This window comes from Sediminibacillus albus (assembly GCF_900101125.1).
Lineage (GTDB): Bacteria > Bacillota > Bacilli > Bacillales > Amphibacillaceae > Sediminibacillus > Sediminibacillus albus.
This window is the reverse complement of record NZ_FNFL01000001.1, coordinates 568,139-589,924: the sequence shown is the minus strand read 5'-3', so window position 1 is coordinate 589,924 and position 21,786 is coordinate 568,139. Positions and strand designations below refer to the sequence as shown.

Sequence of the window (21,786 nt, the reverse complement as noted above, 5' to 3'; positions counted from 1 at the left end):
GAAAAGATAAAAAAACAAACCCTCTGGAAATCAGTTGAGGGTTTGTTTTTTTGTTTTTGATGGTGAGGAGGGGACGGATTAGCAGTAGAAAGCTGCACCAACAATGATGAGTAAAATGAATAGGACAACAATTAAAGCGAAGGAGTTACCATAACCGCCAGAATAACCGCCTACGCAGTTACCGCCATATCCTCCTCCGTAAGGATAACCAAATGACATGCATACTCACCTCCTGAATGTTTACATTTTACTATATGGAAAAGGGCAGGGCTTTGTATGGACGTTTGCCTATTTGGAGGGAAACATCCATCAATTTGGGCTGCTTTGAATGCCTATGGAAAGGATATTTTTAGAAAGAGTTTTGTCAGGTATATGCCGTTTTTAAATAAAACCGGCTAGGCGGGTCCGCCAGGCCGGTTTTGCTGTCATGCTAATATTAAGATATTTCTTCCCGTGTGCCACTTAGCAATCTTACCTGGTCATTTTCATAACCTACTTTGAAGGTATAATGATAGTTTTTAACAGCTGTTTTTTGATTGGTATTGCGCTCTTCATGTTCTACTTGCATAGTTACTGTCACTTGATTGCTTTCCTCATCGAAACTTGTAGTCATTTCTGAAGTTTTTGTATCGACAATGTACACATAATCTTCACGGAATTGCTGGTAGTCCGTCTCCATCTGCCATTCGCTTCCCAATAATGTATAAGCATTAATGAAGTCGCGGATCGATAGACTCTCGAAAAAGTAGTTAATCATGTACTTGGCATCCTGCTGTAATTTCTCAGGTTCGACTTCTTGGGCATTTTCAGCCACACTTTCATATTCCAATTCTTTATCTTCTGCTGCTTCTGACCATGTTTCTGCTTGGTCCATTACTTGTTGGATAGGAATACTGAAACCAATATTCCCCTCATCTGTCCCAGCGGAATTAATGGCGATTACCTTGCCGCTCGCTCGATCGATTAGTGGTCCGCCGCTGTTTCCATGAGTAATTTGAGCTGATATTTGGTAGACATTTTTGTACTCGAAATTATCAATTGTAAAAGATCTATTTATTCCTGAAATAATACCTAATGTAACGGAATTTTGGAAACCGAGCGGGCTGCCAACAGCTATGATTTCTTCCCCTAATTCAGCCTCGAAATTCGGATCCATCTCCGCTGGTGCTTGATTCGCAAGCTGAGGAACCCGGATCACTGCTATATCGAGCTTTTTTCCGACGCCAACTAGAGCTGCTGTGTACGTATGGGCGTTTGCTGTTTTTACATAGATAGCTTCAGCATCTTTTACAACATGGGCATTAGTAATAATATCTCCCTTATTATTATAGAGGAAACCGGAACCAATCTTCTCATTCCATTTATCGAGGGCTTCAACTTGAACTACATTTTTTTGTGATTGGTGGATGATTGACTTCAAATTGACCGTATCCGGTTGTTCTTCTACCTGATGAGCTAATGTGTTTTTAACATCCAGTGGTTTACTGCTCCAGTTGTCATGAATGAAGTAAATGGCAGTGCCACCAGCCAGCAAAAGAATAACTGTTATTAAAATCGGAAGATAGATTTGTTTGTTTTTCATTATCTCACTCCGTCGTATTTCGTTCGTTATTCAAGTAACCATTTAATTTTTTCTATCTTGATGCTCGAGGAGTCGGTTGATGCTTTAGTATCATAATGAGTAAATTCAAATTTCCCTTCTTCTCCGGGGTATAATGTGTCAGGATACACATAGACCTCGTTTGAGAATAATTCCCTGCCTTCCCCGTTTAAGACTGAATACTCTACGGAAATGGAATTGATGGGAACCGTAGCAATACTCTTTAATCTTCCGATGATGACAATGTTTTCCTGGTCATCTTGGCTGAGTTTCGCTTTTAGCATTTCCACTGCATCATTCTCATTTTGTGTTTTTTCTTTTTCTGCAGCTGTTACAGCCTGTTCAATTCTTTGCTGCTGCTCCGTTTCAAAGGCAGTTTTTTCCTTTTCAATCGTAGTTTGTAAGCTTAGCAGTTTGTCACTCTCGGGAACATAGTTTAACCCTTCTTCAACAATGTCTCTGGCGTTGCTGAATTGTTTCTGGGCTAGCTGTTCATTTGCCGTCGAAAAAATATAAGATATGATTTGTTTCCTAATGGCTTTTGCAATCGTGTCTGACTCTCTGCTGTTTATCCCTTCAGCTTGCCATAAGAGTGTCTTTAATTTTTCAATCGCCGGATCCTCTTCCATTTCTTCTTTCAATTGGCTTAACTGTATCTCTTTCCTTTGAGCCACGACTTCAGAAATGATTAAATCAACCGCTTCGCCATTGTATATCTTTAAATTATCTTCCGCTTCGTTTATCTTTTCTAATGATTTTTGATATTTGTTCTCAGACGCATAGTCCTGTGCTTGTTTTAAATCGAGTTTTGAGCGAAGGGCAACCTGCATAAACTCTTTGTTTTCTTGAGCCGCGGGAAAATTCGCATTTTCGCTAAGTGCATTACTGAATTGAACCAGAGCCTCGTTAAATTCTCCTTCCAGTGCACTTTCTTCTCCCTCTTTAAAAGCTTCCTTTGCTTGATCTGTCTGGTGCTCAAGATGAAAGTAATAGAATCCAATGGCTATCAAGCTGACAGTAAATGCAATAGCAGGTAAATACCAAACACGGGAATTATATTTTGACTGAGGTATTCTTTCATATCTGTCTTCTGGTAGTTTCTTTCCACATTGAATACAAAACAGTTCGTCTTCCTTCGTTTTGCTTCCGCAATATGGACAATGGAGCATAAGAACACCCGCTTTCTTCTGTAAAAACTAGCAATCTCATGATTGAATCTCAAACAATAGTTTACCATAAACAACCGTATATCCATACCCATTTATTGTTAATAGCTGCTGAGCAAAAACGGCCTGCTTAGTGTAAGTGTCTTGATTTAAATACCCATTCTTGGGAAAATTATTATATACAGTTGCTGAAAATCAGTGCACAAGATAAGATGGAATAGGAGGTGTTGGTTGGCTATGGAAATCATTTTAGGAATCGTATCGATAGGATTACTTATTTTAAACATTGGATACTGTATATTTGATAATGGATAAAAACAACCCTGCCGCTTGTTCAATAAGCGGCAGGGTTGTTTTTCGTTAACAAAAGTGGAGGGGTATATCCAATCCATTAATTTCCCCCTCTTGCCAATCGCTTAAGCAGGTCCGTTATTTGCCTTTGGTATTGTTCATCATAATCTAACCGGATGCCATAACTATATCGCTTTTCCTGTCCTTTCCTCCATACTACCGACCCAATCGCACGGCAGGCTTGGTTTAGAAGCTGGAATTCTAATTGCAGCCTATCCCCATCCTCTAAAAACAGATTTTCTACTTCCATACGAATCCCGCTTAAACTTACATCTACAATAACAGCATTTGAAAAACTGTCATCCTGATTGCTCGGTATTTTCTTTATTCTGCTCGGCACCGGCTGGCTGAATGAGTACCGATAGGGTTCGTTCCGCTTAAAATACATGGTTCTGTTCTACCTCCTGTTGCTGTGACAATAAAGGAACAGTCTTTCTTTCATTACTGCTATGATTGCAAAAAAATATTTGTCGAATTATGTAGTTATTATCCTAGTTTACCATAAATTACTTGAAAAAAATGTCTAATTTTGCGATATGCTTTACTTACTGTATTTCCTTTGACATAATCATTAAGGTTCTAAAAATTAGTCGAATAAGAAAGGTTTTGAGTAAGGTGGTAGGTTACGATTCGGGTAGAGAATTACGTAAGTTACAAGAGAAAATAGCCCAAAAAAGAGCACAAATGATACATACAGCAAAAGATCAGGGTTTATCGAGTTTGTTGACGCTGAAACTAAGCCAGGAGTTGGATGCACTGCTTAATCAGTACAGCGCAACCGGACAAGCGTTTAACCCTGAAGGCTATGGAGAAAACGGCACAACGGTGTTACACCCAAAAGTAATATAGTTTATGTAATGGATTATCATGTTGTAGAGGGGGTAACCGATCAGAAAATGGAAAACTTGCAAACTCTTCTGGAAAGAATTGAGCTTTTACGGAATAAGATGACCAAGGTTGCCCTCCGAAAGGGGTTCACAAGTGCAGAATCCATTTCCCTCAGTCAAGAACTGGATCGATTATTGAACATCTATGACTCCCATAAACAATTAGGAAGCCAAAAAAAGCAGAAGGCTGGCAATGAGTGATTTTATGCACTTATTGCCAGCCTTGCTTTTATTGATTGTTTTTTAAAAAGGTTTCCAGGCGTTCCAATGCAGTTTCAATTGTTTTAAAATCATAGGCATAGGAGAGCCTCAAATAACCTTTTCCTCCTTCAGAAAAAGCATCTCCGGGAACAAGCGCAAGTTTAGCTTCTTCGACTAGCTTAATCGCTAATTCAAAGGAGGACAGACCGTCAACTTCTAGCTTTATAAAGAAATAAAAGGCTCCATCCGGTTTTAGGATATCCAGTCCCATGTCGGTTAGGCGCTGATACACATAGTCGCGTCTTTTTTTATATTGATTTTTCATTTTAATCGGCGCTAGCTTATCCGAAGTTAATGCGGACAGTGCAGCGTGCTGGCTTATCGAAGTGGCACAGGAGACATTGTATTGATGAACTTTTAATATATGTGCACCCAGCCAGTCGGGGCAAAGTAAGTATCCGATCCTCCATCCGGTCATCGAGTGTGATTTTGATAAGCCGTTAATGACGATGGTCTTGTCCCGCATCTTTTTAAAGGAAGCTATAGAGGTGTGGTCCTGTTCATAAACCAATTCACTATATATTTCATCGGCAAGGATAAATATTTCTTTGTTTTCCAGCAAATCGGCAATATCCTCTATTTCGGCATGGCTTAATGTCATGCCGGTTGGATTAGACGGATAGGGGATGATGACGCACTTCGTTTTTTTACTTATATGGCTTTTTATTAAATCACCAGTCAATTTAAAGTTAGTATCCCGTGTGTCAGCATGGACGGGGACGCCGCCAGCAAGTTTAATTAAAGGCTCGTATCCTGGATAAACGGGTGAAGGGAGAATAACCTCATCACCTGGTTGGATAATGGTTCTTAATGTGATGTCAATTGCTTGGGATGCACCTACTGTAACGATAATCTCGTCATCAGGATTGTAAGAAAGGTGGTATTTTTCAGATACAAAATCAGCTATTGCCTGCCTTAGCGGAAACATGCCAGCGTTGTGAGTATAGGTGGTATGATTTTGGTCAATGGCTGTTTTTCCGGCATTCTTTACATTTTCAGGAGTGGGGAAATCTGGCTGCCCGATTGTCAAAGAAATAATATCTTGTTTATTGGCTACCATATTAAAAAATTTCCTTATGCCTGATATCTGCAATGATTTAACTTGGTCGTTTAATAAATGTTCCACATGAGCGTCCTCCAACATATAAATTTACAAATTGTTCACACAATTTTGATAGATATATAACGATAATTAAGTATAATAAATATAGATATAAGCAGCTTTTCAGCCATGAGATGCTATGGAACGAAATCCCAGAGCATTTATGGCTGAAAATTTCCATCGTTTTCAAACGAGAAAAGGTAAAGGAGTGAGTTTATAATGAGACAGCGTAAACTATCCTTCTCAGAGTTAGTTAACCAAAATAAACAAGAACTTATCAACGACCGACAAGCAATGGACAAAATAGAAAAGCAAATAGAATGGAAACGCGAAAAAAACAACAATAAAAAACTCAAACGCTAAGCTGATGATATCACAACAAAGAAGGTTAATAAAAGAAGGGAGATTTCTCAGCTTGTACCCTGCAATTTGACATTTTGAATTTAAACGGTCAGTAGTGGTACTGAGTTTTTTTATGGAAAACTGGGCACTTTAATAAAGCTATCTGCCATTATCATATTTTTGGGAAACTGTTATAATAAGGATTATTCTTTTGAATAAAGGAAGTGACAGTTTATATGGAAGATATTGGCCTAGTCCTTGAGGGCGGAGGAATGAGAGGAGCATATACCGCCGGAGTGCTTGATTATTTTCATGATAGCCAGATAGAATTCCCATTTGTTTCGGGAGCCTCAGCCGGTGCTTGTAACGCGACCTCTTATGTGGCCCGCCAACGGGGAAGAAACTATAAAGTGCTAGTGGAATATGGCAGTCACCCTGATTACATATCCTTTAAACGAGCCCTTAAGCAAAGGGAATTATTTGGAATGGATTTTATTTTTGATATCCTGCCCAATCAACTCGTTCCTTTTGATTTTGAATCTTTTTTTACAAGTAACACCACGCTGACAGTCAGTACGACAGATATAGATACTGGAGAGCCTGTGTATTACGATAGTTTTCAGGGGAATGAGGATTTGTTGAAAGTGATCCGTGCCTCAAGTTCGCTTCCAATGATAGCTCCAAGTATTACTTATAAGGGGAGAAATTTAATGGATGGTGGAATTGCCGATCCTATTCCCATAACCCCGTCCATCGAGGCAGGCAATAAAAAGCACGTAGTTGTGTTGACCCGGAATGCTGGGTATGTAAAGAAAAGAATGAAATTCGCCTGGTTATTCAATCATTCTTATAAACAATACCCGGGCTTATTAAAAGCTATGGCCGACCGGCATGAGAGGTATAATAAAGCCGTACAGCAATTGGAAGAAATGGAAAGAAACGAGGAAGTTTATATTATTCGCCCGAAAGACCCTTTACTAGTCGGAAGGGTCGAACGAAAAAAAGAAAAGCTCCATGCCCTATACCTGCAAGGGTATAAAGAAGCAGAGGCACAAGGAAAGCAAATACGTTCATTTATTGAAACAAACATAAAGGAGCCATTGCTCGTCGAATAATTAAACGTCACCAGTTAGCGCTTGAGGTATGAATTTTTCCCGATATGGAAATGATGGGTAATAAAAGGCTCAAAGAGGTGTTTCGCAATGGATGTCTGGAATGGTTCCTTGTTCCATTGTTTTACTATTTTTTTAAAGAAAGCACAGTTACACACACTGGGAGTAACCGATAATCAATTGTTTTTTTTGTTTGGTTTTTTAGCAATTCTGCTGTTTTTTTGGGTGGTACGCCCCCTGATACGATTATTGATCTTGCTGCAATGGAATGACTTGTTGACATATATGGTGGGAAGCATATGTTTAACTGCAATTATTTATTGGTTCCAAAGCGGCAATCGTCTGGCTGTTGAAGAAAGTGGCAGCGAGCATCTTCGTTTTTTACTTTTAGGAATTGTTTTTTTTGGCGGGGTGTTGTGCACAGTAAGAATTTGCAAGTCCATTGTCTATAACTTGAAAAAGAAATCCCATTCCTACTAGATGAAGCGAGAAAATGATTATTGTATAAAAACTTACCCATCACCGATTTCCTGGAGATGGGTAAGTTTTTTATGGTCTTGAAACTTTCCCGAATATCTATCCGTAACTATAGAGAAAGGGGGAGAAAGCGACTTGGAACTTATCATGATTTTCATATTATTTATTGTTGGCTTGTTTTTTTTAAACATATTCACTAGTATCTGGGCATATAAAGACGCCGTCGAGAAAGGAAGAAGCAGAGAATTTGCTGTCATTGTATTAGTTGCAACTTTATTCTTTCCGGTTGTTGGACTCATTGTCTATTTGTTTATACGTGAAATTTAAATCGAAAGCATAACTGGATCAGTCATTATTTATTCCCATTTCCTTTTGCATGGCAGACAGCCATTTTGTGGCGTCCTCAGATAGTTTGTCTGGTGACTGGTTTGTTGGCGATTGTGATAACACAAGGTTCTTCTCCGAATCAGTCAGCCGATTGTAAGAGTCTTTTAATACAGAAGTTTGATCCATATATTTGTTTAATTCATACAGAAAATCTTGTAATTGCTGCATATAAAATACCTCCTTTTCGTATTGCTTTCCTTTTCTCAGTTATCTTAAAACCTTTAGGCCACTAAAAAAAGCTGCAGACTTTCTGCAGCTTTTTTAATAATCCCTTGCGTCAAAAGTTAATCAATATTTATTTTGGCCTCTGCGCGGCCGCCGTTCCCACTGGCCGAGCGAAGAGGGGGTATAATAAGAAGATGCCGGCTTTTTGAGGTTTGGTTCGGGGTTATCGGGAAATGGCCATCCCAAATAATGGCTAAGTATTTTTTTGGCTTGGGACAAACCCATTTGCGGTTTTGGATTGCGGAAATCCCTATCCACTGAGCCTAAGTGCTTAACCTCACTGAAATCCTGTTTGGTCGGCGGAATATGAAAATAATAGTCACTGACTTTTACAAGTAAGGTGGAATGCTGGCGGCTGTATTTGGGGTGATCAGAAAAATGCAGACCAACTTTATGAGCCTGCTTTTCTTTTAACAATTTGTTGATGGTTTGCTTTTTCAGATCATAAAGGCGGCGTGGATTTGGAGCTGTTTTGGCGTGGCGGTTGACTATAAACAGTGCTTTCGCGATGTCGTCCAGATTTTTAAGCTTATTGCTCATGTTTCTATTCCTGCTCCTTTCAGCTTTTCGCAAAGTTATGTTCAACAGAAAGTTGGATAAAAACCACTAATTAAGCCTCTATTCAACCATCTGTCGAATAACTTTTGCTGTTAAAATTCCACAATCTCAATTCATCTTTTTTATATCTTCTACAATGGTATCCATTTCTGCAGCTTTGGTGCCATCGTACTTTTTTATTGCTTTCCCCTCGGGGGAAACTAGATAAAAGCTTGTAGCATGCAGGAATTGGTCCGATTCATCCAAGTCTTGCACTAACGCTTTAAAAGAATTAACAGCGAACTTCTTTATATCTTCGAATTGATAACCGGTCAAAAGATCCCAATTATCAAATTCCCCTCCACGCTCCTTGCTGTATTGCTTCAGAGCTTCCGGCGAATCATTTTCCGGATCTATACTGAATGAAATGAGATGGACATCCAGTCCCGCCTTCTGCAATTTATCCTGAAGTCGGGCCATATTAGCTGTCATAGGAGGACAGACGGTTTCGCAATTAGTGAAAATCATATCGGCAACCCAGAACTTTCCTTCGAGATCTTCTTTCGTGACAGTTTCACCATCCTGGTTTGTAAATTCAAATGGCTCTACCTCGTAGGAGAAATCTCCCTCGTACTTAGGGCCGCAGCCGGTCAATACTAAAGCAATCAAAACAGAGAAAAGTGCAACGGCTTTATATTTCATTCTCATCTTACTACCTCCATGCTTACATGTCTGTTGTCCAACTATTTTAGCATGGCTGTTTCAAAAATACTATGTCCTTTCTGTGACTACTGTAATCAGCTATAAACCTACTGGCTGGATTTCAATGAGAAGACAGTCATTTCAGGAGCGCATAAAAATCGGTAAGGCAGACGGGTGGTGCCAATTCCTCTGCTCACAAATAATTGAAGCCGGTCATCCAAATGATACGTACCTTCTACATATTTTTCGGCATAAGCAGGTGTGTACACGTGCCCTACGAGGGGTATCTGCACTTGCCCACCATGACTGTGACCGGAAACCTGCACATCTACAGGGTAATTTTTAGCCTTGTCAGCATAATCAGGTTCATGAATCATGATTATTGTATAATTGTCCTGATTTGCGCCATTTAAAGTTTTATCTAAATCAGGTTTGCCAAGCATGACATCGTCTACACCAGCAATGGTAATCGAAGTCTCACCGCGGGTAATATTTACATGGCTATTTTGTAATAAAGCAAATCCGCCTGCATCCATGACTTTCTTCACAGTTTCTGTACCATACCCGCCATGGTCGTGGTTGCCATAAACCCAGTACTTCCCTAAAGGAGCATTAATGGTTTTTAAGATAGTGACAATTTGGTTATCCCAGTTAAATTGGTTTGGTTCATCCACCAAATCACCTGTAAATAAAACGATGTCAGGATTTTGGGCATTTATTTCAGCTGCCAGCTGATCTAATTGTTCCAAGCTATAATGAAAACCAACGTGGGTGTCAGAAAACTGCAGAATGTTTATGCCATCAAAGGATGCTGGTATTTTGCCAGAAGAAAGTGTTTCATGCTTTATTTTCAACATACCTGGTTCAATATCTCTAGCATAATAATAAGTACCTCCGCCAATTCCCAGGAGTGCAAGAGCTGAGGCGGATATTTTTTTAAGGAATGATCTTCGGTTCATAGGTTTCCAAGCCTTTCTTCTGGTAGAGTTTATCTAGGAGTATTATAGCATTTAATGTAACTTATTAGCTTATAGAAGTAAAATAGAATAAAAGATAAAGGAATTTTATAATTTATATGGAAGATTTTAAAGAGGGAGGGAGTGCTGGTGAGAAATAAAACAGTTATTGTAACTGGCGGATCAAACGGAATGGGAAAGTTTATGGCTAAGCGTTTTGTAGAGGAAGGCGCCAATGTATTAATTACTGGGCGGACTGAGGAAACTTTGTCCACCGCAAAACAGGAAATTGAAATTAGCGGCAGCGGAAACGTTGAGTATTTTGTTATGGATGTAAGAAAGCCGGATCAGGTGGCAAATATGGTCGAATTATCAATCTCCAAGTTTGGCCAGATCGATCACCTGATAAATAATGCTGCAGGCAATTTCATATCCCCTGCTGAAAAATTGTCCGTGAATGGCTGGAATTCTGTGATCGACATTGTTTTAAATGGAACATTCTATTGCAGTAAAGAAGTAGGGAATTATTGGATCAATAACGAATGGAAAGGAAGTATTATTAATATTGTCGCTACCTACGCTTGGAATGCTGGAGCAGGTGTGATTCATTCAGCAGCAGCAAAAGCTGGCGTTCTTTCCATGACAAGGACACTGGCAGTCGAATGGGGAACCAAGTATGGGATTAGGGTGAATGCAATTGCACCGGGCCCTATTGAGCGGACAGGAGGCGCAGAGAAGTTGTTTCTTTCGGAAGAAGCTGCCCAACGGACATTGGATTCTGTTCCGCTTCATCGACTGGGAAAGCCGGAAGAAATTGCTGGCGTCGCACACTTCCTTTGTTCTGACAATGCCGGCTATATAAACGGAGAAGTCATTACTATGGATGGAGGACAGTGGTTGAACAAGCACCCATTTTAAGCAAAAGGCAAAAAGCCCTACCGGCTTTTTGCCTTTGTTTAGCTTACCTACTGATTAAATCAAGTAGAGAATAACAGAGAAAAAGTGTACGGTTGTTCCTGCTAATACAAACAAGTGCCAGATAGCATGGTGGAACTTAAAGCCTCTCCACATGTAAAAAACAGACCCTATCGTGTAAAGTAAGCCCCCTGCTACGAGGAGAACGATACCATTATAAGGAATATTTTGAACAAGGCTCTGCCAGGCAAAGACGATTTGCCAGCCTACCAAAATGTACCCAATAGTTGACACAAACAGAAATCGTTTAACAAAGAAGCATTTAAAAATCGTTCCAGCTATTGCAATTCCCCACACGATGCCAAACAACGTCCATCCCAGCCAGCCTTGAACTGCCACGAATAAAAAAGGAGTATAAGAACCTGCGATAAAAAAATAAATCGAGGAATGGTCCATTATTTCAAATAAGTCTTTGGCGCGGCCTTGCGGCAAGGCATGGACAAAGGTGGAAGAAAAATAAAGTAGAACCATTGTTACTCCGAATAATGTAAAGCTGATAATATGCCAGATGGTTCCATGGAGACTGGCATGAACTATTAAAGTGACAAGCGCTGCTATGCTCAACAAAGCACCGATTGCATGAGTTAGGGCATTCGCGAATTCTTCACTTTTGGTGAAAGTATGTGTTTTTGCCAATATGATCGTCCTTCCGAAGCCGTTTTTTTAAATAAATTCGGCCAGAATATTAAGATTATCCACACTAAATATTAAATTTTGCTGATTACTTATTATACAACGAAACACATATAATATAAAGAAAGTAAGTTTAAGCTCATGGGGGCGGTGGAATGAAAAGTAGGATTTTGGCATGAAGGGCGTAAATTTTCTATTTACATTTTATGTAAATATTGGTTTTCTAAAAGTGATTGTGGTAAAATACTGTTGGGCAGTAATGCGTGAAAAAACAAACTCCTTCAACTGCAAAAAAAGGAGTGTTCATCAAAATGAACAGTGTAGAAAACAAAGAAATGATGGAAATGTATGTTGAAGAATTAATGATCAATTCAGAGAAAGTGGCTCACGTGCAGATGGGGAATCCCTTGGAGCATGCTTTGCTAGTATTGGTGAAGTCTGGATATTCAGCAGTACCAGTTCTTGATGCTTCTTATAAATTACAAGGGACAATAGGGAAGACACGAATTCTAAATGAAATACTTGGATTAGAACGATTTGAGATGGAAAGATTAGCAGATATCAAAGTGAGCGAAGTAATGAACAAAGACATCCCGTGTCTGCATAGAAAAGATAGTTTCCTGACAGGTTTAAAAGCTGTAATTGACTTTCCCTTTGTATGTGTAGCAGATGACCAAGGTTATTTTGACGGAATATTAACGAGAAGAGCAATATTAAAGCAGTTGAATAAAAGCCTTCACGCGAACAAACATAAAATAACGTTATCAGAGACGATTACAGAACTAGCCAAAAATAAATGACGATTTAGATGTTGGGCTCTTAGTATTCTAAGAGCTCTTTATATTGCCGGAAAATCGAGGATTCTAATAATTAATTCCCCCTTTACTTGCCAGCCAACTAAATTCCTTGTACGTTTACAATGAAATTTGATAAAGTAAAGCTGGTAGCTTAATAAAATATTGGAGGGATTTACATGAAGATGATGGATGCTAATGAAATTATCTCATTCATTTCAAATAGCAACAAATCGACACCTGTCAAAGTTTATATTAAAGGGAACCAATTAAACACCCTTGATTTCGGTGAAAAAGTACAGGACTTTGTTGATGAAAAAACAGGTGTTTTATTTGGTGAGTGGAAAGATATTCAACCCGTTTTGCATACATACGAAAACAAAATTGAAGATTATGTATTGGAGAATGATCGGAGAAACTCGGCAATTCCATTGCTTGATTTAAAGCAAGTAAATGCCCGGATTGAACCTGGTGCTGTCATTCGTGATCAAGTGGAAATTGGCGATGGCTGCGTCATTATGATGGGCGCTATGATCAATATTGGTTCTGTGGTTGGTGAAGGAACCATGATTGATATGAATGTAACACTTGGAGGCAGAGCTACTGTAGGTAAAAATTGCCATATTGGTGCCGGAGCAGTACTCGCCGGTGTAATTGAACCACCCTCTGCCAAACCGGTCGTGATTGAAGATGGTGTCGTAATCGGTGCTAATGCGGTCGTACTGGAAGGAGTAACAGTCGGGGAAGGTGCTGTAGTTGCTGCAGGAGCAATTGTCACAAAGGATGTACCTGCCAATACATTAGTAGCCGGTACACCTGCCAAGGTTTTAAAGGAAATAGATGACCAGACAAAAGCAAAAACAGAAATTAAAGCCGAACTTAGAAAATTGGACCAAGAGTAAATCAAAAATAAACAAAGCCCTAGAAGGCGTAAAATTTTAATTGCTAAGCAGGGGATTATCTCTCCTGCTTTTTTTGTATAAAATGATGGAGATAACCTTTAGCAACAACCAAAGGGATGGTGTTTGAATGAATACAGCTGATTTAATCAAAATACGCAGAAATTTACACGAAATTCCCGAGCCAGGCTTTCAGGAGTACAAAACGCAACATTTATTATTAGAGCTTGTTGCTTCTTTTCCACAAGCACATTTGCAAATAAGAAAGTGGGAAACCGGCTTTGCCGTTAAAGTAGCCGGCAGCCACCCTGAAAGAATTATTGGCTTTCGGGCCGATATTGATGGACTGCCAATAATGGAAGAGAATGACTATCCTTATGTATCAGGGCATGAAGGTTACATGCACGCTTGTGGGCATGATTTTCATATGACGATTGCGCTCGGGGCCCTGGAAAGGTTGGCCGAGACTCCAATCAAGGATGACGTAGTGTTTATTTTTCAACCGGCAGAGGAGGGACCAGGCGGAGCACTCCCGATGCTGGATTCTGAGATATTCTCTTCATGGAGGCCTGATGTGATCTTTGCCCTTCATATTGCACCTGAACTTCCGGTAGGAACGGTCTCTTCAAAACCTGGCCTGTTATTTGCTAACACGAGTGAATTATTCATCGATTTCAAAGGAAAAGGGGGGCATGCTGCCTATCCTCACCTTACCCACGATATGGTGGCGGCTGCCAGCAGCTTTGTCACCCAGCTGCAGCAAATAGTGTCAAGACGGGTTGACCCATTAGAAAGTGCCGTAGTTACAATCGGAAAAATCACAGGAGGATTTGTACAAAACGTCATTGCTGAAAATGCCAGACTCGAGGGTACGATAAGAACATTGAATCCTCAAATAATTGATCAAGTAAAGAAGCATATTGAGCAGATTGCCAAAGGACATGAAATTAGCTTTGATTGCAGCATAGCGATCGATTATGGATCAAACTATTATCAAGTATTTAATGATGAACACTATGTGCAGAAATTTAAGCAAATAGTCGAAACGGAAAATGTTAATTGGAAAGACGCCAGTTCGGCCATGACCGGAGAAGACTTCGGTTATATGCTTAAGGAGATTCCAGGTTTTATGTTTTGGCTTGGAGTCGATTCAGTATATGGTTTGCACCATAGTAAGCTGGACCCCGACGAAGATGCACTGGAAGTAGGAGTGAACATTGTAGAAAAAACGATTAGAAGTCTGTAGTTTGAGAGCGGTTAGTAAAAAGAAGATCAACGAAAGGAAGTAGAGCAACTTTATAGCAAAGAAGAGCAACTTCGGCTGCAAGAAGAGCGCAAAACCGGGAAAGAAGATCAACGAAGAGAAAGTAGAGCGACTTTACAGCAAAGAAGATCAACTTCGGCTGAAAGAAGAGCGAAAACCCGGGAAAGTAGATCAAAGAAGTGGAAGTAGAGCAACTTTACAGCAAAGAAGATCAACTCCGGCTGAAAGAAGAGCGAAAACCCGGGAAAGTAGATCAACAAAGGAGAAGCAGAGAGCTTCTTCGTCCGATAAGTCAACATCCTCGCGCAGGCTCGGTGTTTCCTTTATCTCCTGCGAAGCAGTCCAATTCATAAAGTACTGATCAGGCGTTTCCACTTTTCTGTATACCATATGTTTTGTTGGGGATTCTATTATTGATTACTTTGATAAATTTTTAGGAGGTTTTCAAAATGCCTAGGATTGGTATTGAAGGGACGCTTTCAGACGTTAAAGGGGCTTTGCAGGAAAGAGGATATGAATTAGTAGACTTAAGGCAGGAGCAGGATGTGCAGAATTGTGACTGTTGTGTTATTTCCGGCCAGGATAAAGATGTGATGGGGATGGCAACGGCTAGCACTCAGGCTTCGGTAATCAATGCCAATGGAATGACTGCTGAAGAAGTTTGCAATCAAGTAGACAGACGTTTCCAATAAACGGACATCTCCCTGTAAAAAGCGAAGCGAGGCAGTCTCAGATTTAAAATCTGAATGTTGCCTCGCTTTTTTCCTTTTATGTCTTATCCACATTAACTTGATGCGGGTAAGGAATTTCGATTCCTGCTGCATCAAATGCTTCTTTTATCCGTTTTCTCATGTCTCGTTCAACTGCCCACTGAGCCATGTTTTCTGTTTGGCCAAGCACCCTGAGGACTATGTCTGAAGAGCCAATACTTTGCACACCAAGTACATCGGGCCCCTCCTTAAATCGATCATCATTTTCTTTAAATTCATCACAAATGGTTTGCAGAACGGCCATTGCCTCGTCAATATTATCCTCGTAACTGATGCCGATATCTACCAAAGCTCGCATCGTGCCGCGCGAATGATTGCTTACACCAGATATTTCGCGATTAGGGACAAAATTGAGCGTACCATCGAAGCTGCGGATCTTGGTCGTCCGCAATCCTACTTCCTCGACAATTCCGTCATACCCACCTGCGGTCACATATTCATCAACTTCCACTTGCTTCTCGAGCAAAAGAAAGAACCCGGTGACAACATCACTTACCAAGCCTTGTGCCCCAAACCCGATTGCCAGACCGAGTACACCTGCACCAGCTAACAGCGGGGCGACAGGAATCTCGAAAATGCCAAATAACATGACAATAAACAAAAAGATAAGTACGTATGAATAAATATTAATTAGTAACTTCTCTAATGTTCTTATCCTTCCCTGTGAAATTTTTTCTTTGTTGCTTGCAGCTGTTATTGTTTTTGAGATGATTTTTTTTCCTAATGGGGCGGCAATCATAAGTCCGATAATCAGTAATATTATTTTCAACCCATTGGTAATAATCAGCTCTAACGCACCACTCCAGTTAAAGTTCAACCCATTTTCTAATAAATTCATGTTCCAGCTCCTTCCCCATTTATTCAATGATAAGTGTAGGCAAGATGCGCGTGAGTAGCAACTAATTAATATAGGGAATCCATTGTGCTGCCTTCGGTCAAAAAATTGACGGATTCGTATGGAAGCGTCGAATTTGGTTATATTATGAAAGTTATTGATAGTAGTTAAGTGTTTATTTTTGACTAGTAATAGGTAGTCATTTATAATATTTTTGTAAATCAACATCCGAACGTTGAAATACTTGAATTACTTTTTGGAGGGATTTTATATGGCAGAACGTATGGTAGGAAAGCAGGCACCACGCTTTGAAATGGAGGCTGTTCTTCCTAATAAAGAATTTGGGAAAGTTTCCTTGGAAGAAAATATGAAAAACGATAAATGGACAGTTCTTTTCTTTTATCCTATGGATTTCACTTTTGTATGTCCGACTGAAATTACAGCTGTTTCTGATCGATTCGACGAATTTGAAGACCTTGACGCTGAAGTAATCGGAGTGTCAACTGATACCATTCATACTCATTTGGCTTGGATCAACACTTCACGTGATGAAAATGGTCTTGGAGACTTGGAATATTCTTTAGCTGCTGATACAAACCATCAAGTAGCCCGGGACTACGGAGTGCTTATTGAAGAAGAAGGGGTAGCTCTTCGCGGACTTTTCATCATTAATCCGGAAGGCGAGCTGCAGTATCAAGTGGTTAACCACAATAATATCGGGCGTGACGTAGATGAAACGCTTCGTGTATTGCAAGCACTTCAAACCGGGGGTCTTTGCCCAGCAGACTGGAAACCTGGTCAGGAAACACTGTAAGTGATTGATTGCTAATACGGGTCTAACACTTAGTGTTAGACCTTTTTAATCTCTTAAAGAAATATATAGATGCATTTAGGTTATCGCTGTTCTCAATCAAACTCAGCTGATAACCGGGAATGCCTTAATAAGGAGGAATATCGATGAAGTTAAGAGAACCTATGCCTGAATTAGAAGGTGCAACAGAATGGTTGAATGGAGAAGTAACTAAAGACGAGTTGATTGGCGGAAAGCCAACATTAATCCACTTTTGGTCTGTCAGCTGCGGGTTATGCAAAGAAGCTATGCCGAATGTCAATGAGTTCCGTGATGAATATAAAGATGAACTTAATGTGATAGCTGTTCATATGCCTCGTTCTGAGAAAGACCTTGATTTGGATACGATTAAGGAAGTGGCTGAAGAGCATGGAATTTCTCAATCGATCTTTGTTGATAACAAGCATGCTTTGACAGATGCTTTCGATAACAAATATGTCCCTGCATATTATGTATTTGATGCAGAAGGCAATCTCCGTCATTTCCAAGCAGGCGGCGGCGGCATGAAAATGCTGCGTAAACGCGTGAACCGTGTACTTGGAAAAAATGAAAAATAACTTATGCGATTGTATAGGGATGCTTATAAGCATCCCTTTTTTTATGCTAAATACTCAAATCACTTAACGGAAAGTCTTCCATGACCTTGTCCATCTTTTGGGTCTGGGCCTGCTTTGCATTGGTATTTCTGTTATAGGTATGTTCCTTACATAAAAAGCTTATAAAGGATAATTTGCAATCGATTAAAAATTTTGGAAAAATTGAGTCAAATGGGTGGAAAAATATTTCGTTACCCGATATATTTATACATACGCGAAAATTTATCAGAAGGAGGGAAACCATTGAATACTTTTAAAAAGTTAAAGCAATATTACTGGCCATTTAAGAAACTATTTTTTGCTTCTTTATTTTTTGTCATGTTAGTTACCGTGATTACTGTTATTTATCCAGTTGTCCTGCAACTAACGATTGACCATGTAGTAATAGATGAGCAATATAGATTGATTCCTTATTTATCTGTTGGTTTTATCTTGATCATGGCAATAAAAGGGGTTGCAAATTTCTCTCAACAATATTTAGGAGAACTTTTCGGAGTGAAATCTGTTTATACACTTAGGGATGGCCTGTATAAAAAGTTGCAAAGACTTTCTTTTACTTACTATGATAACGCCAGAACAGGCGACTTGATGTCTCGTTTGACGATGGATGTAGAAGGATTTAAGTTCTTTTTGGCTGCAGGATGCAAGGAATTAATAAAAATAGTCCTTCTGATTGTTATCAGCCTTAGTGTCATGTTTTATTACTCTGTACCTTTGGCTCTGGTTACGATGGCAGCAATGCCATTTCTTGCGGTTGTTGTATATAAATTCGACCGGCGTGTCCATCCATCGTTTCGAAAAATCCGTAAATCGATGGGTAGACTTAACACGAGAATCCAGGAAAATGTCAGCGGAATGAATACTGTAAAGTCTCTCTCAAAGGAAAACTTTGAGATTACTCGATTTACAGATAAGAACGATAATTATAAAGAAAATTATATTGCAACTTCCAATATTTGGGCTAAGTATTTTCCTTTAATGGAGTTTATCGGAAATATTTGTATGGTTGCTTTGTTAGCGTTCGGCGGTTATTTAGTAATGAATGGTGATTTGACTCTAGGTGCCTTGGTTGCCTTTTTCAGTTTAGTAAATTATATTCTAGGACCGCTTATGCAGCTTGGCTTTATTGTCAATATGTTTTCCCAGGCAAAAGCTTCTGGAGAAAGATTGTTGGAAATTTTAGAAGCTGATGAGGATATTACCAATAAAGAAACGGCAGTCGAGATACAGCATCTCCAAGGGCACGTCAGTTTTAAAGACGTTACATTAACCTATGCGGAAGATGATGATTCTGCACTGAAAAATATCTCTTTCGATGCCCCTCCTGGGACAGTTATCGGACTGATAGGCGCTACAGGTGCTGGGAAAACAAGTATTACACAATTAATCACTCGGTTTTATGAGCCAGAGCAAGGAGAAGTATTGGTTGATGGAAGAAAAATAGAAGACTATGATTTAAAAGCGCTGCGCCGTAATATCGGATTCGTTTTACAAGAATCATTCCTGTTTTCGACTTCAATAAAAGAAAATATTGCTTATGGCAACCCAACTGCAACCATGGATCAAATAATCGATGCAGCCAAGAGAGCGCAGGCCCATGATTTCATTATGGAAATGCCTGCCGGATATGAAACAATGCTTGGCGAAAGGGGGATGGGTCTTTCAGGCGGCCAAAAACAACGGATAGCGATAGCCAGAGCAATTTTGATTAATCCGAGCATATTGGTACTGGACGATGCAACCTCTGCTGTTGACATGGAAACAGAATTTGAAATTCAAAAAGCATTAAAAGAAGTAATGGAAGGTAGAACGACATTCATTATTGCCCACCGGATTTCATCTCTAAAACATGCAGATGAAGTGCTTGTCTTAGAAGATGGGGAAATTGTTGAAAGAGGCACGCACGAAGAGCTCCTCCATAACGGCGGGCCTTACCAAAGAATCTATGATATTCAATACCAGGATAAACAGGAAATAATGAGTGCTGTGGAATAAAAAAAAGGGGGGATGAACGTGGCGAAAACAACGGCAAGTCAACCAAATAAAAATAGACACCTTAACAGGTTTTACTATCCGCTTGACCAGGCGGTTGAAAAGCCGTTTAACTGGAGGCAGATGCTGAGGCTGTTGACATATGTCAAACCATATTCCAGGAAGCTTGTGCCAGGGGCAATTATCGCAATGTTTATTTCTACGTTGATTCGGATGGCTGTCCCGGTGATTATCGGTAAAGTAGCGATTGACGTAGCAATAAAACATGAGGATTTTAACTTCCTAACCTATTTAGTTATAGGGATTTCCATCCTCTATTTGCTCAGCTATCTGGCTAACACTTTCCGGATAAAATGGGTGAATATATTAGGACAGAATGTCATTTATGATCTTAGGAAAAATCTTTTTTCACATGTCCAACATTTATCACATAACTTCTTTGACAAACGATCTGCTGGTTCGATACTAGTCCGGATATTAAATGATGTTAACTCTTTACAAGAGTTGTTTACAAATGGAATCATTAACCTGCTGATGGATGTAGTAATGCTGCTGGGTATTGTCGTTATCTTATTTGTTCTCAGCCCGCCTTTAGCATTGGCAGTAATGATTATTCTGCCGTTAATGTTTTATATATCCACCAAACTGAGACGTAACATTCGGAGATCCTGGCAGGAAGTCAGGATACAGAAATCAAGACTGAACTCCCATTTAAACGAAAGCATGCAGGGGATTCGGATTACGCAGTCCTTCTCGCAAGAGCGTGAAAATACAGAGTTTTTTGACGGAGTTAATACCGATAACTATGAAAGTGAACGTCAGGCTACTAAGAAAAGTGCTTATTTCGGTCCGTTTGTAGAAATGAGCAATGCTATCGGTACGGTTATTTTAATCTCTTATGGAGCACACCTCCTAATATTAGGCGAGGCAAATGGCGGGATAGAGATAGGGACGTTCGTGTCCTTTGCTTTTTTTCTTGGCATGTTCTGGGAGCCTATTTCCCGGCTCGGCCAAATTTACAATCAGTTATTGGTGGCAATGGCCTCCTCTGAACGGATATTTGAGTTCCTGGATGAACAGCCGAACGTAGAAGAGAAGGCGGATGCTAAAGAAGTCCATGATATGCAGGGGCATATAGAGTTTGACAACGTCCAGTTTTCCTATAATGAAGACAGGGTTGCTTTACATGAAATCTCTTTAGAGATGAAACCCGGACAGACGGTGGCGTTAGTCGGACATACAGGATCTGGGAAATCAACCATTGCTAACCTGATCAGCCGTTTTTACGATCCAACTGCGGGGGTTGTTAGGATTGATGGGATGGATATAAAGGATCTTAAAATTGACAGTCTTCGCAGCAATATTAGCGTAGTTTTGCAAGACACCTTTATCTTTTCCGGAACTATTATGGAAAATATCCGTTTCGGCCGCCCGGAAGCAACTGATGAAGAAGTTCACGAAGCGGCAAAGGTTGTTGGAGCTGATGAATTTATAAAAAGGCTGGCAGATGGTTATCAAACAGAAGTAGAGGAACGAGGGAATATTCTTTCTGCTGGGGAACGGCAGCTTCTATCGTTTGCCCGGGCATTGCTCGCGAACCCCCGGATATTAATTTTAGATGAGGCGACAGCAAGCATCGATACAGAAACGGAAGTGAAAATCCAGGATGCTTTGAAAAAACTTTTGCACGGGCGGACAGCTATTATGATTGCCCATCGGCTTTCAACGATTAGAGAAGCGGATAATATTATTGTCCTTGAGCATGGAAAAATACTCGAGCAAGGCAATCACAAAGAACTGATGGAAAAACGAGGAGAGTATTTTGACCTAGTGAAATCTCAATTTCAAATGCTGAACGCTTTATAGAATAGTGTAGGAAACTGTCTTTTCCGTAACATCTTCCCGCTTAGTATATATTTATTAAGCAGTGGATAGATGTCGCGGCAAGGGCAGTCTTTTTTTTGTCATTTTCCCATCTAACGTACATATAATGAAAGCAGTTGACAGGAGGTTGCTCCTAAAAAGCACGATATTGTAGAATCTAGGAAAAATTCTTTCCAATAATCGGTGTTT

The 21,786-nt window shown here is 39.9% G+C and carries 25 protein-coding genes and 1 pseudogene; 15 read left to right on the top strand and 11 right to left on the bottom strand.

Annotated features, from left to right (window positions below; genetic code table 11):
- Positions 1-78: 78 nt before the first annotated feature.
- From BLR93_RS18205 to BLR93_RS03050, 4 genes and pseudogenes are all read right to left on the bottom strand, one after another.
- Positions 79-162 (bottom strand): annotated as a pseudogene (locus tag BLR93_RS18205) (YjcZ family sporulation protein); the annotation flags it as partial.
- 274 nt (positions 163-436) lie between these two features.
- Entirely contained in the window at positions 437-1,582 is a 1,146-nt protein-coding gene (locus BLR93_RS03065) for a S1C family serine protease (protein ID WP_093211096.1), read from the bottom strand.
- A gap of 26 nt (positions 1,583-1,608) precedes the next feature.
- Positions 1,609-2,769 carry a tetratricopeptide repeat protein gene (locus tag BLR93_RS03060; protein WP_093211094.1) on the bottom strand — a complete coding sequence of 387 codons (1,161 nt, stop codon included), beginning with the start codon at positions 2,767-2,769 and terminating at the stop codon, positions 1,609-1,611.
- A gap of 388 nt (positions 2,770-3,157) precedes the next feature.
- A complete protein-coding gene (locus BLR93_RS03050) occupies positions 3,158-3,505 on the bottom strand; it encodes a PilZ domain-containing protein (RefSeq protein ID WP_093211090.1) in 348 nt (115 codons plus the stop codon).
- A gap of 227 nt (positions 3,506-3,732) precedes the next feature.
- On the opposite strand from BLR93_RS03050, the gene BLR93_RS03045 reads away from it, so the two are divergent.
- Positions 3,733-3,966 carry an aspartyl-phosphate phosphatase Spo0E family protein gene (locus tag BLR93_RS03045; RefSeq protein WP_245690044.1) on the top strand — a complete coding sequence of 78 codons (234 nt, stop codon included), beginning with the start codon at positions 3,733-3,735 and terminating at the stop codon, positions 3,964-3,966.
- Between the two features lie 8 nt (positions 3,967-3,974).
- Positions 3,975-4,205, top strand: a complete 231-nt coding sequence (locus BLR93_RS03040; RefSeq protein WP_342720199.1) for a Spo0E family sporulation regulatory protein-aspartic acid phosphatase — start codon at positions 3,975-3,977, stop codon at positions 4,203-4,205.
- Positions 4,206-4,233: 28 nt separating this feature from the next.
- Here the strand turns inward: BLR93_RS03040 and BLR93_RS03035 are convergent, their stop codons facing one another.
- The gene (locus tag BLR93_RS03035; protein ID WP_093211084.1) at positions 4,234-5,391 is read right to left on the bottom strand and encodes an aminotransferase A; all 1,158 of its coding nucleotides are present in this window, start codon (positions 5,389-5,391) and stop codon (positions 4,234-4,236) included.
- Between the two features lie 195 nt (positions 5,392-5,586).
- Between BLR93_RS03035 and BLR93_RS03030 the strand changes: the two genes are divergently transcribed.
- The 4 genes from BLR93_RS03030 (at position 5,587) to BLR93_RS03015 (ending at position 7,625) form a co-directional block, all read left to right on the top strand.
- Positions 5,587-5,730: an FbpB family small basic protein gene (locus BLR93_RS03030; RefSeq protein ID WP_093211082.1), complete on the top strand. Its 144-nt coding sequence runs from the start codon at positions 5,587-5,589 to the stop codon at positions 5,728-5,730.
- A 215-nt stretch (positions 5,731-5,945) separates the two neighbouring features.
- Positions 5,946-6,824, top strand: coding sequence for a patatin-like phospholipase family protein (locus BLR93_RS03025; protein ID WP_093211080.1), 879 nt, complete (start codon positions 5,946-5,948; stop codon positions 6,822-6,824).
- An 87-nt stretch (positions 6,825-6,911) separates the two neighbouring features.
- On the top strand, positions 6,912-7,301 hold the full coding sequence (locus tag BLR93_RS03020) for a hypothetical protein (RefSeq protein WP_093211078.1): 390 nt from the start codon (positions 6,912-6,914) through the stop codon (positions 7,299-7,301).
- Between the two features lie 132 nt (positions 7,302-7,433).
- A complete protein-coding gene (locus BLR93_RS03015) occupies positions 7,434-7,625 on the top strand; it encodes a PLDc N-terminal domain-containing protein (RefSeq protein WP_342720198.1) in 192 nt (63 codons plus the stop codon).
- Between the two features lie 18 nt (positions 7,626-7,643).
- Here the strand turns inward: BLR93_RS03015 and BLR93_RS03010 are convergent, their stop codons facing one another.
- From BLR93_RS03010 to BLR93_RS02995, 4 genes are all read right to left on the bottom strand, one after another.
- On the bottom strand, positions 7,644-7,853 hold the full coding sequence (locus tag BLR93_RS03010; RefSeq protein ID WP_093211076.1) for a hypothetical protein: 210 nt from the start codon (positions 7,851-7,853) through the stop codon (positions 7,644-7,646).
- A gap of 120 nt (positions 7,854-7,973) precedes the next feature.
- Positions 7,974-8,450, bottom strand: coding sequence for a YkyB family protein (locus BLR93_RS03005; RefSeq protein WP_093211074.1), 477 nt, complete (start codon positions 8,448-8,450; stop codon positions 7,974-7,976).
- 126 nt (positions 8,451-8,576) lie between these two features.
- Positions 8,577-9,155, bottom strand: a complete 579-nt coding sequence (locus tag BLR93_RS03000; RefSeq protein WP_281241669.1) for an SCO family protein — start codon at positions 9,153-9,155, stop codon at positions 8,577-8,579.
- Positions 9,156-9,256: 101 nt separating this feature from the next.
- The gene (locus BLR93_RS02995; protein WP_093211072.1) at positions 9,257-10,108 is read right to left on the bottom strand and encodes a metallophosphoesterase; all 852 of its coding nucleotides are present in this window, start codon (positions 10,106-10,108) and stop codon (positions 9,257-9,259) included.
- Between the two features lie 147 nt (positions 10,109-10,255).
- On the opposite strand from BLR93_RS02995, the gene fadH reads away from it, so the two are divergent.
- Positions 10,256-11,023, top strand: a complete 768-nt coding sequence (gene fadH, locus BLR93_RS02990) for a 2,4-dienoyl-CoA reductase (RefSeq protein ID WP_093211070.1) — start codon at positions 10,256-10,258, stop codon at positions 11,021-11,023.
- A 54-nt stretch (positions 11,024-11,077) separates the two neighbouring features.
- On the opposite strand, the gene trhA is transcribed toward fadH, so the two are convergent.
- Positions 11,078-11,716 (bottom strand): PAQR family membrane homeostasis protein TrhA, encoded by a 639-nt coding sequence (trhA, locus tag BLR93_RS02985; RefSeq protein WP_093211068.1) that lies wholly within the window; start codon positions 11,714-11,716, stop codon positions 11,078-11,080.
- A 308-nt stretch (positions 11,717-12,024) separates the two neighbouring features.
- On the opposite strand from trhA, the gene cbpB reads away from it, so the two are divergent.
- The 4 genes from cbpB (at position 12,025) to BLR93_RS02965 (ending at position 15,362) form a co-directional block, all read left to right on the top strand.
- Positions 12,025-12,513 (top strand): cyclic-di-AMP-binding protein CbpB, encoded by a 489-nt coding sequence (gene cbpB / locus BLR93_RS02980; RefSeq protein ID WP_093211066.1) that lies wholly within the window; start codon positions 12,025-12,027, stop codon positions 12,511-12,513.
- Between the two features lie 173 nt (positions 12,514-12,686).
- Positions 12,687-13,409, top strand: a complete 723-nt coding sequence (dapD, locus tag BLR93_RS02975; RefSeq protein ID WP_093211064.1) for a 2,3,4,5-tetrahydropyridine-2,6-dicarboxylate N-acetyltransferase — start codon at positions 12,687-12,689, stop codon at positions 13,407-13,409.
- 127 nt (positions 13,410-13,536) lie between these two features.
- Positions 13,537-14,652, top strand: a complete 1,116-nt coding sequence (locus BLR93_RS02970) for an N-acetyldiaminopimelate deacetylase (protein WP_093211062.1) — start codon at positions 13,537-13,539, stop codon at positions 14,650-14,652.
- Positions 14,653-15,119: 467 nt separating this feature from the next.
- The gene (locus BLR93_RS02965; protein ID WP_093211060.1) at positions 15,120-15,362 is read left to right on the top strand and encodes a YkuS family protein; all 243 of its coding nucleotides are present in this window, start codon (positions 15,120-15,122) and stop codon (positions 15,360-15,362) included.
- Positions 15,363-15,438: 76 nt separating this feature from the next.
- On the opposite strand, the gene BLR93_RS02960 is transcribed toward BLR93_RS02965, so the two are convergent.
- Positions 15,439-16,278, bottom strand: coding sequence for a mechanosensitive ion channel family protein (locus BLR93_RS02960; protein ID WP_093211058.1), 840 nt, complete (start codon positions 16,276-16,278; stop codon positions 15,439-15,441).
- 268 nt (positions 16,279-16,546) lie between these two features.
- Here BLR93_RS02960 and BLR93_RS02955 point away from each other — a divergent pair, with 268 nt between their 5' ends.
- The 4 genes from BLR93_RS02955 to BLR93_RS02940 all read left to right on the top strand — a co-directional run bounded on the left by BLR93_RS02955 (position 16,547) and on the right by BLR93_RS02940 (position 21,579).
- The gene (locus BLR93_RS02955; protein ID WP_093211056.1) at positions 16,547-17,089 is read left to right on the top strand and encodes a peroxiredoxin; all 543 of its coding nucleotides are present in this window, start codon (positions 16,547-16,549) and stop codon (positions 17,087-17,089) included.
- A gap of 143 nt (positions 17,090-17,232) precedes the next feature.
- Positions 17,233-17,682, top strand: a complete 450-nt coding sequence (locus BLR93_RS02950) for a TlpA family protein disulfide reductase (RefSeq protein ID WP_093211054.1) — start codon at positions 17,233-17,235, stop codon at positions 17,680-17,682.
- A gap of 282 nt (positions 17,683-17,964) precedes the next feature.
- Positions 17,965-19,716 (top strand): ABC transporter ATP-binding protein, encoded by a 1,752-nt coding sequence (locus tag BLR93_RS02945; protein WP_093211052.1) that lies wholly within the window; start codon positions 17,965-17,967, stop codon positions 19,714-19,716.
- A 120-nt stretch (positions 19,717-19,836) separates the two neighbouring features.
- The gene (locus tag BLR93_RS02940; protein WP_425440922.1) at positions 19,837-21,579 is read left to right on the top strand and encodes an ABC transporter ATP-binding protein; all 1,743 of its coding nucleotides are present in this window, start codon (positions 19,837-19,839) and stop codon (positions 21,577-21,579) included.
- Positions 21,580-21,786: the final 207 nt, after the last annotated feature.

Excerpts from the sequence above, each read along its gene's own strand:
- BLR93_RS03065 (WP_093211096.1), bottom strand. The coding sequence starts at position 1,582 with ATGAAAAACAAACAAATCTATCTTCCGATTTTAATAACAGTTATTCTT.
- BLR93_RS03060 (WP_093211094.1), bottom strand. The coding sequence starts at position 2,769 with ATGCTCCATTGTCCATATTGCGGAAGCAAAACGAAGGAAGACGAACTG.
- BLR93_RS03050 (WP_093211090.1), bottom strand. The coding sequence starts at position 3,505 with ATGTATTTTAAGCGGAACGAACCCTATCGGTACTCATTCAGCCAGCCG.
- BLR93_RS03040 (WP_342720199.1), top strand. The coding sequence starts at position 3,975 with ATGGATTATCATGTTGTAGAGGGGGTAACCGATCAGAAAATGGAAAAC.
- BLR93_RS03030 (WP_093211082.1), top strand. The coding sequence starts at position 5,587 with ATGAGACAGCGTAAACTATCCTTCTCAGAGTTAGTTAACCAAAATAAA.
- BLR93_RS03025 (WP_093211080.1), top strand. The coding sequence starts at position 5,946 with ATGGAAGATATTGGCCTAGTCCTTGAGGGCGGAGGAATGAGAGGAGCA.
- BLR93_RS03020 (WP_093211078.1), top strand. The coding sequence starts at position 6,912 with ATGGATGTCTGGAATGGTTCCTTGTTCCATTGTTTTACTATTTTTTTA.
- BLR93_RS03010 (WP_093211076.1), bottom strand. The coding sequence starts at position 7,853 with ATGCAGCAATTACAAGATTTTCTGTATGAATTAAACAAATATATGGAT.
- BLR93_RS03005 (WP_093211074.1), bottom strand. The coding sequence starts at position 8,450 with ATGAGCAATAAGCTTAAAAATCTGGACGACATCGCGAAAGCACTGTTT.
- BLR93_RS03000 (WP_281241669.1), bottom strand. The coding sequence starts at position 9,155 with ATGAGAATGAAATATAAAGCCGTTGCACTTTTCTCTGTTTTGATTGCT.
- BLR93_RS02995 (WP_093211072.1), bottom strand. The coding sequence starts at position 10,108 with ATGAACCGAAGATCATTCCTTAAAAAAATATCCGCCTCAGCTCTTGCA.
- cbpB (WP_093211066.1), top strand. The coding sequence starts at position 12,025 with ATGAACAGTGTAGAAAACAAAGAAATGATGGAAATGTATGTTGAAGAA.
- dapD (WP_093211064.1), top strand. The coding sequence starts at position 12,687 with ATGAAGATGATGGATGCTAATGAAATTATCTCATTCATTTCAAATAGC.
- BLR93_RS02970 (WP_093211062.1), top strand. The coding sequence starts at position 13,537 with ATGAATACAGCTGATTTAATCAAAATACGCAGAAATTTACACGAAATT.
- BLR93_RS02965 (WP_093211060.1), top strand. The coding sequence starts at position 15,120 with ATGCCTAGGATTGGTATTGAAGGGACGCTTTCAGACGTTAAAGGGGCT.
- BLR93_RS02960 (WP_093211058.1), bottom strand. The coding sequence starts at position 16,278 with ATGAATTTATTAGAAAATGGGTTGAACTTTAACTGGAGTGGTGCGTTA.
- BLR93_RS02955 (WP_093211056.1), top strand. The coding sequence starts at position 16,547 with ATGGCAGAACGTATGGTAGGAAAGCAGGCACCACGCTTTGAAATGGAG.
- BLR93_RS02950 (WP_093211054.1), top strand. The coding sequence starts at position 17,233 with ATGAAGTTAAGAGAACCTATGCCTGAATTAGAAGGTGCAACAGAATGG.
- BLR93_RS02940 (WP_425440922.1), top strand. The coding sequence starts at position 19,837 with ATGCTGAGGCTGTTGACATATGTCAAACCATATTCCAGGAAGCTTGTG.